Origin of the sequence: Streptomyces sp. DT2A-34 (assembly GCF_030499515.1) — a bacterium.
Classification (GTDB): domain Bacteria; phylum Actinomycetota; class Actinomycetes; order Streptomycetales; family Streptomycetaceae; genus Streptomyces.
This window is the reverse complement of the sequence record NZ_JASTWJ010000001.1, coordinates 5,418,803-5,432,731: the sequence shown is the minus strand read 5'-3', so window position 1 is coordinate 5,432,731 and position 13,929 is coordinate 5,418,803. Positions and strand designations below refer to the sequence as shown.

14 protein-coding genes are annotated in these 13,929 nt (G+C 69.9%); 7 read left to right on the top strand and 7 right to left on the bottom strand.

Features of this window, described 5'->3' with window-relative positions; all coding sequences use genetic code 11:
• Window positions 1-2 precede the first annotated feature (2 nt).
• Window positions 3-983, top strand: coding sequence for a TniQ family protein (locus tag QQM39_RS24185; RefSeq protein WP_301999616.1), 981 nt, complete (start codon window positions 3-5; stop codon window positions 981-983).
• Window positions 984-1,073: 90 nt separating this feature from the next.
• Here the strand turns inward: QQM39_RS24185 and QQM39_RS24180 are convergent, their stop codons facing one another.
• Window positions 1,074-2,024, bottom strand: coding sequence for a PIN domain-containing protein (locus QQM39_RS24180; protein WP_031144379.1), 951 nt, complete (start codon window positions 2,022-2,024; stop codon window positions 1,074-1,076).
• 340 nt (window positions 2,025-2,364) lie between these two features.
• On the opposite strand from QQM39_RS24180, the gene QQM39_RS24175 reads away from it, so the two are divergent.
• The 4 genes from QQM39_RS24175 (at window position 2,365) to QQM39_RS24160 (ending at window position 6,163) form a co-directional block, all read left to right on the top strand.
• On the top strand, window positions 2,365-3,264 hold the full coding sequence (locus QQM39_RS24175) for a hypothetical protein (RefSeq protein WP_301999615.1): 900 nt from the start codon (window positions 2,365-2,367) through the stop codon (window positions 3,262-3,264).
• 180 nt (window positions 3,265-3,444) lie between these two features.
• Window positions 3,445-3,993 carry a DUF6228 family protein gene (locus QQM39_RS24170; RefSeq protein ID WP_301999614.1) on the top strand — a complete coding sequence of 183 codons (549 nt, stop codon included), beginning with the start codon at window positions 3,445-3,447 and terminating at the stop codon, window positions 3,991-3,993.
• Between the two features lie 70 nt (window positions 3,994-4,063).
• Window positions 4,064-5,068: a triacylglycerol lipase gene (locus QQM39_RS24165; RefSeq protein WP_301999613.1), complete on the top strand. Its 1,005-nt coding sequence runs from the start codon at window positions 4,064-4,066 to the stop codon at window positions 5,066-5,068.
• A 384-nt stretch (window positions 5,069-5,452) separates the two neighbouring features.
• Window positions 5,453-6,163, top strand: coding sequence for an NAD(P)-dependent oxidoreductase (locus tag QQM39_RS24160; RefSeq protein WP_301999612.1), 711 nt, complete (start codon window positions 5,453-5,455; stop codon window positions 6,161-6,163).
• Window positions 6,164-6,292: 129 nt separating this feature from the next.
• Here the strand turns inward: QQM39_RS24160 and QQM39_RS24155 are convergent, their stop codons facing one another.
• A complete protein-coding gene (locus QQM39_RS24155; protein WP_301999611.1) occupies window positions 6,293-6,640 on the bottom strand; it encodes a helix-turn-helix domain-containing protein in 348 nt (115 codons plus the stop codon).
• A 64-nt stretch (window positions 6,641-6,704) separates the two neighbouring features.
• Between QQM39_RS24155 and QQM39_RS24150 the strand changes: the two genes are divergently transcribed.
• Window positions 6,705-7,598 carry an NAD(P)-dependent oxidoreductase gene (locus QQM39_RS24150; RefSeq protein WP_301999610.1) on the top strand — a complete coding sequence of 298 codons (894 nt, stop codon included), beginning with the start codon at window positions 6,705-6,707 and terminating at the stop codon, window positions 7,596-7,598.
• On the opposite strand, the gene QQM39_RS24145 is transcribed toward QQM39_RS24150, so the two are convergent.
• Window positions 7,567-8,088, bottom strand: a complete 522-nt coding sequence (locus tag QQM39_RS24145) for an HAD domain-containing protein (protein ID WP_301999609.1) — start codon at window positions 8,086-8,088, stop codon at window positions 7,567-7,569. The two genes, QQM39_RS24150 and QQM39_RS24145, sit on opposite strands and share 32 nt — an antisense overlap.
• Window positions 8,089-8,371: 283 nt before the next feature.
• On the opposite strand from QQM39_RS24145, the gene QQM39_RS24140 reads away from it, so the two are divergent.
• Window positions 8,372-9,223 carry a nitroreductase/quinone reductase family protein gene (locus tag QQM39_RS24140; RefSeq protein ID WP_301999608.1) on the top strand — a complete coding sequence of 284 codons (852 nt, stop codon included), beginning with the start codon at window positions 8,372-8,374 and terminating at the stop codon, window positions 9,221-9,223.
• Window positions 9,224-9,285: 62 nt separating this feature from the next.
• Here QQM39_RS24140 and QQM39_RS24135 read toward each other — a convergent pair whose 3' ends face one another.
• From QQM39_RS24135 to QQM39_RS24120, 4 genes are read right to left on the bottom strand one after another with little or no spacing between them, the layout of a single operon-like run.
• Window positions 9,286-11,319 (bottom strand): AAA family ATPase, encoded by a 2,034-nt coding sequence (locus QQM39_RS24135; protein ID WP_301999607.1) that lies wholly within the window; start codon window positions 11,317-11,319, stop codon window positions 9,286-9,288.
• 55 nt (window positions 11,320-11,374) lie between these two features.
• Complete coding sequence (locus tag QQM39_RS24130; protein WP_301999606.1) at window positions 11,375-12,001, bottom strand: TetR/AcrR family transcriptional regulator; 627 nt, start codon at window positions 11,999-12,001, stop codon at window positions 11,375-11,377.
• Window positions 11,998-12,615: a hypothetical protein gene (locus QQM39_RS24125; protein WP_301999605.1), complete on the bottom strand. Its 618-nt coding sequence runs from the start codon at window positions 12,613-12,615 to the stop codon at window positions 11,998-12,000. Before QQM39_RS24125 ends, QQM39_RS24130 begins: the two co-directional genes overlap by 4 nt.
• Window positions 12,612-13,631, bottom strand: a complete 1,020-nt coding sequence (locus tag QQM39_RS24120) for an aminoglycoside phosphotransferase family protein (protein WP_301999604.1) — start codon at window positions 13,629-13,631, stop codon at window positions 12,612-12,614. The genes QQM39_RS24125 and QQM39_RS24120 overlap by 4 nt, the downstream gene beginning before the upstream one ends.
• Between the last annotated feature and the right edge of the window lie 298 nt (window positions 13,632-13,929).

Below are 13,929 nucleotides of genomic sequence, written 5' to 3'. Positions count from 1 at the left end.
CGATGGAGCCCTGGGAAGCCCCGGTCCGGCTCCTGCCACTCCCTCTGCCACCGGTCCGCGGGGAGGTCTTCGGCTGGTATCTGCACCGTCTCGCCGCCGCCAACCAAGTCACGGCGGGCCAACTGGCTAAAACTCTGACGCCGTTCAAAAACGCGCAGGTGGGCAAGCGGACAGACACACTATGGCGCTGGACTCCGATGGTTCTGCCACGGCTGGCCATCCTGACGGGTCTTGCACCCGAGACCCTCCGGATGCTGCTACCAGCGATCGCCCGGATTGAGGCGCGCACCGCAGGTGACGTCGTCCGCTACCGTCGGCGTCTCTACGTCGCCTGCTCACACTGCATGCACCGCCGCGGGATCACCGGGCCCGTCCTCGCCCACCGCCCCGCCGATCTCCAGCTCTGCCGCCGACACGGCATCTGGGTCGACGGCAACCGCCACTACCGCGTCGGCCACCTCCCAGAGCTCGTCACCGCTGAGCACCGACACAAACGGATCGCCCGCCGCTTCCCCGACGCCCTGGAAGCAGCGACGAAGGAAGCGCAGCACTTGGTCCGCTCCTGGCTCCTGAACAAGAACCAACCTCATCTGCTCTCACGCTGGAATGACCGTCTCGCCCAACTCCCCGTCAAGGAAGCCATCTACGGGAACATCATCAGACGACGCGTCGACGAGCGGGAGTACATCGCCACCTATCCAGAGTTCGTCACGCTGCTGGGCATAGTGGCCGATCCTGCTTGGCGGGCACTACGGGCGCCTCGCCGATGGGCGAACCTCAGCCAGCATCGGCGCACAATCAACGCCGTCTACACAGAGGCCGAGCACCGGCTGAACGTACCTACTCTTCGCGAAAGGCTCCACTCCCACGCCTTCTCCAATGATGCTCTCTTTCGCTGGACCGATTCCTTGGGAAGGTCTCTGATGCTGGTGAAGACGCCTGATGACTACGGCGCCCTACGGGATGAGTCCCACCAGAACTGAAAACACCGGGCTGCGGCCATGCCGTTCGACAAAACAAATGGGACCGTCTCAGCTCGTGCTCAAGTAGACCTCGTTCGTGGTCCTCGATTCTCAACTGGCCGTCGATGCCTCGGCTTCGGCCTGCCGGGCGCGCCGCTGCGCGCGTACGCCGGTGCCAGGCTTGTCCTCGGCCGACCAGTCCGGCTCGTCCCCGGGATCCTTCGTCGCCACCTTGGTCACCTTCAGCCCGGCGGCCCGGCCTCGGGTGTGCTGGCTTGTATCGCACGTCAGCAACCGAACCTCGCGGCCGGCCAGGCCCTGGATGGCCACCGTCCGGTCGATGATCTCGACATCGGGCCGGTCCAAGCGCACGTGACCGGGTGCATCGAGGATGATCTCCACGTTGACTCTGCCCCGTGTCTCCCCATCCCGAGCGGTGTACTCCCCCTCACGCAGGATCCCGTGGGTGCCGCCGTTGAGAACCTCGTCGAGGCGACCGAGCGTGTGGGCGGCGCGCCAGCGGGCCCGTTTCTTGCTGGCGTCCTTGAGGTCGTCCAACTCGTCGACCACCACGATCGGGAACAGCAGGCGCACGTACTGCCAGCGCGGCACGTCGAGCACTTCGTGCAGGTCGACGTCGGCGAGCTTCATTTCGTTCTGGATGTAGAAGCTGGAGTCGGCCACGACGAATTCTTCCCGCTGGCTCCACCGGCCGATCCGTGTATCCAACGCGGCCACGGCCGCCTCGAACGCCTCGATCCGTTCGGCAACCTCAAGTTGGACCAGGCCGTTCACGAGGCGCTGCTGGGCGGTCCCCGCGAGCGTGCCGCAGCTGCCCAACAGCGCCCGATAGCGGTCAGTGAACACGAGCTGGTCCAGGTCCCGGTCGCTGATCTGGGAACGCAGCATCCGCGCGGACTCCGTGGCCCACTCCAGATACGTCAGCAGCCCCTCGAAGGCGCTGTCGTATGGCCGCCGCAGGTTCATCGCCGTGGTGTGGACGCCGCTGAGAGCCTGCCGGATGTTCTTCCGGTCTGCGCCGGGGCGCGGTGTGATGAGCATGCTGTGATCCTGCCAGCGCGGCCTGCTGGTGCGCCTTGAGTTTCCGACGGTGCGGCCACCACCAACAGCACGACCGCAGCTGAGTAGTTACTCAGCACTACGCCACTTGGCGGTAGCTGTACGAGAACAGGGGCAAATCCCGGTGAGTTTCCGGAAACTGAATGCTCTCCGTCTGAACCCGACGACGGGTTGCCATGTGCGGAGGCTGTCGTGCTCACCGAAATAATCGGCACAGATGTGTCGGACCCTCGTGGTACGACTGCAACTAAGCACGGTTCCAGCAGATGGGCGGTCAGCAGTGGGGCGACAAGAAGAAGCGATCCGCGTTGCGGACGAGCTCTTGGCCGACATCGAGCTCAAGCGGTTGAAGGCGTCCGAGGTTGTCCTGAAGGCGAGCAGGCTCGCCCGACTGGTCGGCCACACCGAGTTGATGGAGTTTCTCGGGTTCGAGCGCAACGGATACCCGACCGACGGTTCGGCGACGACGTGGATCGGACGGGCGGGCCGCTGGGCCGACCGGGAGAAGAAGACCTTCTACACCCACTCGATCGCGAAGGTGGAGGCCCAGGTTGAGTCCGCCCACCAGGCCATCGACGCCATGCGCGGCGGGGGCAATTATTCGGGCGACGCGGCCCTGATTGCGGCGCGCGACCATGACACGCGAATCCTCCAGTCCTCAGCCAACCTCAGCACGTGGACCGGGATCTGCGGACAAGTCGTCGCGACCGTCTACGACATGGCTACCGAGATCTACCACGAGCTACTGTTCAGCGAACTCCAGGCGAGTCTGTTTGCGGACACCCAGCAGAAGGTCGACGGGGCGTTGGCGGCAGCGAGCGGGACTGCTCTCGAAAAGATCGAGCGCATTTCTGACCGCCTCCGGGACGGCGACACCGAGTCTGTCAGCCAGGCCCTGACCACCTGCCGCCGGTTGATCGACTCGTCTGCGGACTACGTGTTCCCGGCCCGGGACGAGCTGTACAAGATCGGGGACGAGGTCGACCTGAAGGTTGGACCGCAGCAGGTGCTCAACCGGCTGCAGGCCCACACCCACGCCTGCGGGGCGTCCAAGAGTCGCAGGGACCGGCTACGTCGGACCCTGGCCGATCTCTACGCCCGGTGCTCCGCAGGCACTCACGCCGAGGTCACCTTCGACGAGGCCCGCTTCATCTTTCTGCAGACCTACATCGTCCTCGGCGAGATCCTGACCCTGAGCGCGCCAGAGGACTCCAAGTCCTGACACCACATCAGGTTGCAGGACGAACCCTGACAGCACGTAGGTCTCGAACCGTTCCGGTTCCTCTGCGGACGCGGGCACCAAGCGCTCATACAGGTCCGTACGACTGCCACCGCGGTCGATCCGAGCCTCCCCTGACCACGGGGCCAGGAACACTTAGCGGGGCTCGGGAGAACTCACGGGATGTCGCACAGTAGGCGCGCCACTGTTCAGATCCACTGGGCCGCCCGGCTTCGGAGGTGTCCCATCGAATCTGACAAAGACCAGATCAAAGGCACCTTAGCGATTCAGATCCTTTGGGAACGGACAGGAGGTGTCGTACTTGCAGGGCGACTGTCGTTGGACTGCCGAGGGTGGGACGGTGAACGGAGCCGGCAGACCAACGACCGGGATCTGGCGGTCTCCGCCGTGTTCCGGTCCGGTGGGCATGTCGGTCCGACCTGCACTCTGCGCCCGTGGCCGAACGCCGCGGGCGGCTGGAACGCCTCGGTGACCACGTGGCTGGAGGCCGGGGAGCAGATGTCGACCTTCGCGGCTGACATCCGGCGCTTGCTCGCTTCCTCGCTTCCTCGCTTCCTCGCTTCCTCGCCAAGGGTGAGTGGCCGTGACCGTCGGCCTTCGGATCATCCGGACGTCGGCTGGAACGCGGCCCGTCCGCATCCCGTACGTATCCCGTGGGCTGGACGGATGAAAGCGGTCTGCTCCATAAGTGGGGCCGCGAGCGGCTGTTGAGCACTGTGTGGATCCGCTCCTCGATCATCTTCGCGTCGGCGCCCGGCCGGCCTGAGGCGAGGAGTGGCGCGTGTCGGATCGGATTGTTACCCGGAGACGGTCGAACCTGCTGCGCGCCAGGTGGGCCGCGGTCTGTGCGGGGCTCGCCCTGTCGCTGGCCGGGGCTCTGCAGGGCGCGGCGGTCGCCTCCGGCGCGCCCGCGCCGCCGCGACCGCCGGGCCGGCTCCTCGATGTCCCCGCGGCGTTCGTCGGCGGATTCGTCCACCCGGACCTGCCCCCGGCAGGGGCCGACGACTGGAGCTGCCGGCCCACGCGTGAGCACCCGCGTCCGGTCGTACTGCTGCACGCGACCTGGACGAACGCCTATTCCGACTGGAGCATGCTGGCTCCGTGGCTGAAGCAGCAGGGCTACTGCGTCTTCACCCCCAACTACGGCGGCGCGCCGGGCAGTCCGTTCAAGGCCAGCGGGCCGATCCCGGACTCCGCACGGCAGATCGCCGGATACGTCGACCGCGTGCTCAAGGCCACCGGTGCCCGCCAGGTCGACCTCGTCGGGCACTCCCAGGGCGGCGGTGTGACGCCCCGCTGGTATCTGCGGTTCGAGGGCGGCACGGATCCAGGGCAGCCGAAGCGGAACAAGGTGCGCCGCCTCATCGGCCTGGCCCCGTCCAACCACGGCACGACCGCTCTGGGCCTCGGCACGCTGGCCACCAAGCTGGGTCTCAACCCGACCGTGTCCGCCCTGGTCGGCCAGGCATGGTCGGACCAGATGGTCGGCTCCGAGGTGAACAGGAGGCTGGACCGGGACGGGGACACACAGCCGGGCGTCCACTACACGGTCATCGCCACCCGGCTCGACGAGGTGGTCACCCCCTACACCAACCAGTTCCTGACCGCGGGACCGGGCGCGACCGTCCGGAACATCACGATCCAGGACGTCTGCCCCCAGGACCTCTCCGAGCACCTCTCGCTCGCCTACGACACCAACGCCGCCCAACTCGTCACGAACGCCCTCGACCCCGCCCACGCGAAGCCCGTCCGCTGCGGAGTCTCCCTGCCCGTACTCGGCGGCTGAAGCCAGGCGCACGTCACGGCCGGGCGGCGGGCGACCGCCGCCCGCTGGACGGTGACCGCTTCGCGAGCTCCCCCGACGCCCGTCATGTCACAGATCGGGCGAGTCCGCTCGTCCCGGGTTTCACAGACGTACTCCGGAATCGGGACGGTGAGTGTCATGCGGGTGTTCGTCGCAGGTGGGACCGCGGTGATCGGCGGCGGCTGGTGGAGCGGCTGGTGGAGCGCGGGCACCAGGTGACGGCACCGACGACCGGCGCGGCCAAGCTCGACCTGGTGAAGCGGATGGGCGCGGAGGGGGTCGTGTTGGACGGGCTCGACGGCCGGTCCGTCGGTGCGGCGGTGGCCGCGGCCCGGCCCGGCCCGGCCGGACGTGATCGTGCACCAGATGACGGCGATCTCCATGCCGCACTCCGGCAGGCCGGACATCCGGCACTTCGACCGGTGGTTCGCCACCACCAACCGGCTGCGCACCGAGGGGACGGATCACCTGCCGGCCGCCGCCGAGGCGACCGGCGTCCTCCACTTCGTCGCACAGAGCGCCGCCATCCGGAACGGCGTCCGCGAGGGCGGATGGGTGAAGACCGAGGAGGACCCGCTGCCCGTGGAGACGGGGAAGCTGCGGGCGCCGGCGGACGCGATCCGCCACGTCCAGGAGGTGGTCGTCAAGGCCGACGGGGCGGTTCTGCGATACGGCGGGTTCTACGGGCCGGGCGCCACCGACGACCAGGTCGAGCTCGTACGCAAGCGGCAGTTCCCGCTGGTCGGGGGCGGCACCGGCTACTGCTCCCGGGTGCACCTCGACGACGCGGCGAGCGCCACCGTCCTGGCCGTGGAGCAGCGGGCGAGGGGCGTGTTCAACATCGTCGACGACGAACCGGCGCCGGCCAGTGAGTGGCTGCCGTATCTGGCGGCGTGCGCGGGGGCGAAGCCTCCCCTTCGGGTGCCCAAGTGGCTGGCCCGGCTGCTGGCCGGGGACGTGGTGGTGACGATGATGACCGAGGGGCGCGGGTTCTCCAACGCCAAGGCCGGGCGGGAGCTCGGCTGGGAGCCGCGTCATCCGTCGTGGCGCCAGGGGTTCCGGGCGGAGCCGGCCTGAGCCGTACGGCTCGTACGCACTTTTTTGTGGGTACTTGGCAGCGCTCCGCCGCCGTCCGACCCTGGATACGGGTGATCGACGAGGCGCCGGACGCGCCCGGTCGTGCGACGGACGGAGGTGGCGTTCAGGTCAGGAGGCCGACTGGGCCTCGGTCAGCCGCTCCAGGCGGCGGTGGCCCCAGTCGGAGAGCGGGCCGAGAGCCTCGGCCAGATCACGGCCGAACCCGGTCAGGGAGTACACGGTCTTCAACGGCAGGACGTCGTACACCTCACGGTGCACCAGTCCGTCCGTCTCCATCTCGCGCAGCGCCTGAGTCAGCACCTTCTCGCTGAGGCCCGGCAGCCGACGGCGCAGTTCCGCCGGGCGCAGCGGGCCGGACTCCAGCAGCCACAGCAGCGACGTCTTCCACTTGCCGTCGATCACGGCGATCGCGGCGGTCACCCCGCACACATTCGGGTCGTGGCGCCGATGCGTCATGTCCCACCCCTCATGCGACACCCCTTTTGTCATCAATTATCGCCACCCTACAGGGAGTTGAGTCATGTCTACCTACGTCGGCGAACCCGCCGTCACCGTCCTCGGTCTCGGCCCGATGGGCCGGGCCCTGGCGGGCGCGTTCCTGGACGCGGGAGTGCGGGTCACCGTCTGGAACCGCACCCCGGGGCGGGACCGGGAGCTCCTCGACCGCGGTGCCACGGCCGCCGCGTCCCCGGCAGAGGCGGTCGCCGCCAGTGCGCTGACCGTCGTCTGCGTGGTGAACTACGACGCCGCCGACGCCGTCCTGCGACAGGACCCGGTCACCGACGCGCTCAAGGGCCGTACGGTCGTGAACCTGAGCGCCGACACCCCGGCCCGCGCCCGGGGCGCGGCGGAATGGGCGGACGCGCACGGCATCCGTTATCTGGACGGCGCGATCATGTCGATGACCACGACCATCGGGACACCCGAAGCAGTGGTCATCTACAGCGGTCCGGCGGATCTCTACCGCGAGCACCTGCCTGTGCTGGAGGCGCTCGGCGGCACCCACACCCACCTCGGCGAGGACTTCGGCCGGGCCGCCGCGTACGACATCGCCCTGCTCGACATCTTCTGGACGGCGATGTCGGGCTACGCGCACGCCCTGGCCATCGCCCGGGCCGAGGGCATCACCGCGCGGGAACTGCTCCCCCACGCGCAGGGCATCGGCGCGATCATGTCGCCGCTCTTCGAGGAGTTCGCGGGGGACGCCGACGACGGCACCTACTCCGGCGAGCTCAACCCGATCACCTCCGCCGTGTCCACCATGGCCCACATCATCGAGACCTCCGAGTCCCACGGGATCGACGCGAGCCTGATGCGCGCCGCCGAGGGTCAGGCGCGCCGGGTCGTCGGGCTCGGGCACGGGACGGACGGGATCACACGCGTCACCGAGCTGCTGGGCCGCCACCTGCGGTGACCCACTCCTCCAGGACGGCGAAGTCCCGGTCGGTGATCCCGTAGCGGTGGTCGACGCGGTGGACGAGGGCGGGCGCGGGGTGGTGGGCGGCCACCCAGGCCCGGTCGGCGTCGGTGATCTCGTCGTCGACCCAGACGAAGGGGCGGCCGGCAGCCCAGGCCACCAGGGGCCGCGTCTTCCAGTGCAGGCCGCGAGGCCCGAGCCGGGGTACCGCGCCGTCGTCCGGCCAGTCGACCCTCGGCAGCGAGGGCAGACCGAGCCAGGGTGCGAGGACGGCGTTCGCGTCGTCCAGCCAGGTCGTGGCCCACACCAGCTCGCACCCGAGCGCCGCGAGCCGCGCCAGCCGGACGCCGAGCGTGGGGTCGACGCGGGTGAGGAGGGGGTGGTCGGCGGCCGGCTCCGGCAGGGCGGAGCGGGGTTCGTACACCGGGTACGGCCGCTCCGCCCCGAAGGGGGTCAGGGTCCCGTCGACGTCGAGGAAGAGGAGCATCGGAGAACAGGATCTGCCCCTGGACGCCGTAGCGAAAGCACCCTGAGGAAAGGACCTGTTCAGCCTCGAACCCCACGACGCCCTCCTCGGAATGCCCTGAAAGTCGGTCGCGGCAGTCATACGAGGAAGCTACAGTCACGACCATGACTGCCGGGTCGGCCATGTGCCGTGAGCGAGTTGGGTGTTGCCCGGCCTCTGAGTGAGGTCGCGGCGGGCCAGGAGCCCGCCTCTTTCTCTTCGCCTTCCGTCCATGAGGAAACCAGCGACAGAGAAAGAGAAAGCATTGCCCAACGATTTCAACCAACACGTCATCGACGAGTTCCGCGCCAACAAGGGCCGCGTCGGCGGCTACTTCGAAGGCGCCCGCCTGATCCTCGTCACCACCACCGGCGCCCGCACCGGCCGCCCGCACACCACCCCCGTCGGCTACCTCCCCGACGGCGGCGACCGCGTCCTGGTCATCGCCTCGGCCGCCGGCGCCCCGAAGCACCCGGCCTGGTTCCACAACCTCGTCGCGAACCCCCGGGTCACCATCGAGAGCGGCGCGTTCACCTACGAGGCCCGGGCCGTCGTACTCGAGGGCGAGGAGCGTGACCAGGCCTTCGCGCGGGCCGTCGAGGCGGATCCGGGCTGGGCGGCGTACCAGGAGAAGACGGAGCGGGTGATTCCCGTGGTCGCCCTGTACGAGATCGCCCAGGGCGGCCCTCCGAACATCAACGCGTCCTCCATGGGCGAGGCCATCAAGGTCGTCCATGACGCCTTCCGCCGCGAACTCGCCCTGATCCGCGAGGAGATGAGCAAGAGCGGCGAGAAGGGCGGCTCCACCCTCGGCGCCCAGCTCCGCGTCAACTGCCTCACCTTCTGCGCCGGCCTCCACAACCACCACACCGGCGAGGATCTCGGCATGTTCCCGGTCCTGGCGGACCGCCGTCCCGAATTCGCGCCGGCCCTGGCCCGCCTCCGGGAGGAGCACGAGCGCATCGCCGCCCTCGTCGAGGACCTGCGTCGCGCCGTGACCGCCGAGCACCCGGACCCGGCCGCCGCCCGCACCGAGGTGGAGCGCCTCACGGCGGAGCTGGAGGCGCATCTGACGTACGAGGAGGAGCAGTTGATCCCGGTCCTGGACGCCATGTAACGGCCGACGGTGACGCACGGGAGCCCGCCGCCCGCACAACAGCCGAAGTGCCCGCACCACCGCTAGAACGGCAACGGCCTCCCGTGCACCACCTCCAACCCCGCCACCGCCCGCGTCACCACCACATACAGCCGCTGCAACCCCCGCTCCTCCGCCTCCACGATCGCCGCCGGCTCCACGGCGACGACATGGTCGTACTCCAGTCCCTTCACCACACTCGCCGGTACGACGGCCACCCGCGCCCCCAGCTCGTCCGCACCCCCCGCCTCGATCCCGGCGGCCGCCAGCGCCTCCCGCACCCGGGCCGCGTCCCCGTCGGCGGCGACGACCCCCACGGATCCCTCCCGGCCCAGCGCATCCCGTACGGCACCCACGACCGCACCCATCAGGTCACCGTCCACCGCTTCCCGGAACCGCAGCTCCCCGTCCCCCCGCAGCGACCGGGCCGGCGGCACCTCCACGTCCACCCGCTCCAGCAGCCGGTTGGCCAGCGCCAGCACCGCCCCCGGCACCCGGAACCCCGTCGTGAGCGGTACGACCACCGCGTCCGGCTTCCCCAGATGCCGCAGCACCGTCTCCCACGACCGCGCCGCCCAGGGCGTCGTCCCCTGCGCGAGATCCCCGAGGACGGTCAGCGACCCGAAGGCAGCCCGGCGCGCGATCGCCCGGCACTCCATCGGCGACAGGTCCTGCGCCTCGTCGACGACGAGATGGCCGTACCCCTGCGGATGCTCGATGAGCCCCGCCACCTCGTCGAGGAGCACGAGATCGGCGGCCGACCAGCGCGCCGACTTCCACGACCGCGGCGGCTTCGCCCACAGCAGCGCCTTCTGCTCCTCGGCGTCCAGCAGTCCGTCGGCGGCGTCCGCCAACACCCCCGGATCGCCGAGCAGTTCGGCCACCACCTCCTCCGGCCGCACCCGCGGCCACACGGCATCGACGTACGCCCCCACGGCCCGTGACCGCGAGACCTTCTGCACCCACGCGTTGCTCCGCACCCCGCTGCGCCGCTCGGCCTGGTCGCGGATGCACCGCACCACCCGGGTCCGCACCCGCTCCCGTCCGACGGCGTACGGCGGCTCCTCCTCCCGCACCCCCGCCACGATCCGCACGAGCTCGCCCGCCGAGACCCGCCACCGATACGAACCCTCCGCCAGCACAAGGGAGTTGACCCCTTCGGTACTCACCCGCGCGTACAACGCCCGACGCAGCACCTCGGCCATCCGTTCGTCGTGCTTCACGACGGCGGCCCGCCCCTCGTCATCCCCGGTGACCGGATGCCGGGCGATCTCGTCCCGCAGCGTGGACTGGCGTACGCCGGTCTCGCCGAGGGCGGGCAGCACCTCGGAGATGTACGACAGGAAGGTCCGGTTGGGCCCGAGGATCAGCAGTCCGCCGCGCCGGATGCGCTGCGGGTGGGTGTAGAGCAGATACGCGGCGCGGTGCAGGCCGACGGCGGTCTTGCCGGTGCCGGGAGCGCCTTGCACACACACCGACAGGGCGAGATCGCCTCGTACGAGATCGTCCTGCTCGGGCTGGATGGTGGCCGCGATGTCCCGCATGGGCCCGACGCGGGGCCGCTCGATCTCCCGGGCGACGATGTCGCTGGCCCGGGACTCGCCCCGGTCGAGGTGCTCGTCCTCCAGGCCGGTCAGGTCGGCGGAGTCGCCGCGGCTGCCGGGCGCCCAGCCGAACCGTCGCCGTACGGCCACGCCCTGCGGGTCGTGGGCGGAGGCCTGGTAGAAGGCACGGGAGACGGGGGCCCGCCAGTCCACGACAAGGGGCGGCGCGGCAGGGTGCTCGGTGATCCGCAGCCGCCCGACGCGGTAGCTCTGCCCGCCGTGTTCACCACCTTCGCCGAAGTCCAGCCGCCCGAAGGACAGGGGCCCTTCGGGCAACTCCCGGAGTTCCTTGGCCTGGCTACGCAGCCGATACCCGAGGACCTCGGCGTCGGCACCGGAGGCGGAGACGTCCTCGCCGATGACGACCTGTTCCTGGGCGCCGGCGACCATGGCGGCGAGGGCGGCGCGGCAGCGGTCGTGGTGGGCTCGTTCTTCGGTGAGGGCGTGCCGGAGGGCGGGTTCGGTTGACGTCATTCGAGCAAGCGTACCCAAATAACGTAACCGAGTTAAGTTTTTTACCGACTCTCACTCACTTGGACAGGTAGGGCAACCCCTTCGCCAGCAGGTCGAACGCCCGCTCGGCAGCGGCCACGGCATCGGCCCGTACGTCCTCCACCCGCTCCCCGCCGGCGATCCGCCGCCAGTTCTCCAGAGCGAGGATCCGCCGCACGGCGGCGATCTGCCCGGCGGCCAGCCGCGCGTCCAGGTCCCCGCCGAGCGCGTCGGCGAGCGCGGCCTCCGAGCGCTCCAGGTAGGCGTACATGCGGGCGGCCAGCGAGGGAGTCCCGTACAGCAGCGAGTGATAGTGGAGCACTTCGGGATGGTCGTTCAGCCCGGTGACGGGATCACACCGCTCCAGCCCGTCGAGGAAGTGCCGCCGCAGCGCACGAAGAGGCGAGCCCTGCGCCCCGGCCACGATCCGGGCGGCCTCCTGCTCGTGATCGGCGATCCGGTACAGGACGAGGTCCTCCTTCGCCGGGAAGTACCGGAACAGCGTCGGCTTGGAGATCTCGGCAGCGGCGGCCACCTCGGCCACGGATACGGCGTCGAAGCCCTTCTCCAGGAAGAGGCGGATGGCGGTCTCCGACACGGTCTCGTACATCCGCCGCTTCTTGCGCTCGCGCAGCCCGGGCTCGCCGGTGCCTGTGTCGCTCATGCGAGCGAGCCTACGCAGGAGCCAGGTGCGTATGGCGCTGCCGGCTCAGCAGCGCCCGTCGTGATCCGCGAGCAGGTCGGCACGTCCGCCAAGCCGAGCGGCACGATGGCCTGGCAGCGCTCCCGCGCCCCCACGCTCAGGAAGCGTCGGGTCGGGCGGGGAGTCGGGTCGCCGGCGCCGCTTCCTTCACCAGCCGCCGGACCAGATCGCCCACACCAGCGGTGGGGGGGCGCCACCCGCGCCGCGTCCTTCTCCCCCTGGACGAGACGGGCGTCCAGCTCGGCCACCAGCGCATCACCGGGACACGCTGCGTCCACGGCGCGCAGTACGACCTGGGGGTCGATGGACGGCAACACCGCAGGCGGCAACAGGGCCAGTGCGCCGCGCCTCGCGACGATCTCCCGCAGCTCGTCGGCGAGCGGTGCCGAGGAGGTACCGGGGAACAGCCGGCACAGCGGCCCGTCGAAGTCGAACAGCACGCACCGCCCCCGCACGATCTGCTCCGCCGCGGCCCGCAACAGTCCGGGTTCGTCGAGCGCCGCGATCTGCGCTCGCCCCGCCTGCGGCCCCTCCGTCTCCCGTCGCTCCCGCTCCCGCTCCCGTCGTACGGTCATGAAGCGGCCGTCGGCACGGCCAGGCTGTGCCACTTCCGCAGGGCTTCCACCATCTGTTCCATGTCCGGCACCTCCACGAGCCGCAGCGGCTGACGGGCCCGGCCCATGGCTCGGCTCACCCGCTCCGCCGCCGCCCGGAAGTGCCGCTCCTCGGCATCGTCCGGGAGTTCGAGTGCGGCGCGCATGACGTCCGGGAACACCGACTGCGCGTACTCGAAGGCCAGGTAGGTGTCGAGGTCCTTGTGCAGACCTGCGGTGAGCTCGGCGCAGCCGGCCTGCTCCATGGACTGGGCCCACAGTTCGACCATTCGGTCCTGTTCGGCCTTTCCATACCCCGTCCGCACGACATGAGTGGCGAGGTCGTGCAGGGGGTCCCCGTATATCGCCAGCTCCCAGTCGATCACCGCGATCCGCCCGCGGCGCACCACGACGTTGGCGCGGTGGACATCGGTGTGCAGGAGCTTGAAGGGACGCGAGGTCAGGCCGTGATGGTTCGCCTTGAACGCCGTCATCGCGTCCTGGGGAATCCCCACCGCGTCGAAGAGGTCGCCGAACCGGTCACGGTTGGGCTGGTGCACGCGCTGCTCGGTGAAGTCGGCCAGCCAGTGCAGGAACCCGTCGCTGTCGCCGTCGGCCGGCCAGTCCTGGGGAGGCGGCGGAAGCTCCTCGACCGGCACTTGGGCGGTTCTGACGAAGAACGCCGCGAACTCCCGCATCAGCTTCTCGTCGATGACACCGTCGGGGTTGCGCTCACTGAGCGCCTTGCCCCTGCGGTACCGGTGCAGGGAGCGGTCGCCGAGTTCCCCCAGTACGGCGAGACAGCGCGGCACCTCGCGCAGGTACCGGCAGACGACCTCGAGGACATCGGCCTCGCGCGGCCAGATGCGGGGGACGACCTCCACGGTGTCCAGCGGCACCCGGTACTTGAACCGCGTGTAGGGCACCACCCCGATGACCAGGGCCAGCAACAGCCCTACCCGCAGCACGTAGTTGGTGTTGTGGTGGCCCCTGAGCACCTCTCCCCTGCCTCGGAGTCGGCGGGACTCCAAAAGGCGGTGCGCGAGCGACAAGCGCGCTCCGTGTTGCAGAGGGGGCACGGTGGCCGAGATTAGCGCTTCGGGCTGAGGGGCATGCCAGCAGGTGCATAACTTTCCGACCCTTGTGACACGTTGCACAAAGGCATTCGCGCACGTCCGGGCGATGGCCGCCGGTTTGCCCCAGCCTGCTCGCTCTCGACAACGGCACGAACGAGACAACCCGTTCGGCGCCATTCGGGCGGCTCGCCGAGCAGAGTCCGTACCCGGGCGGCACCGA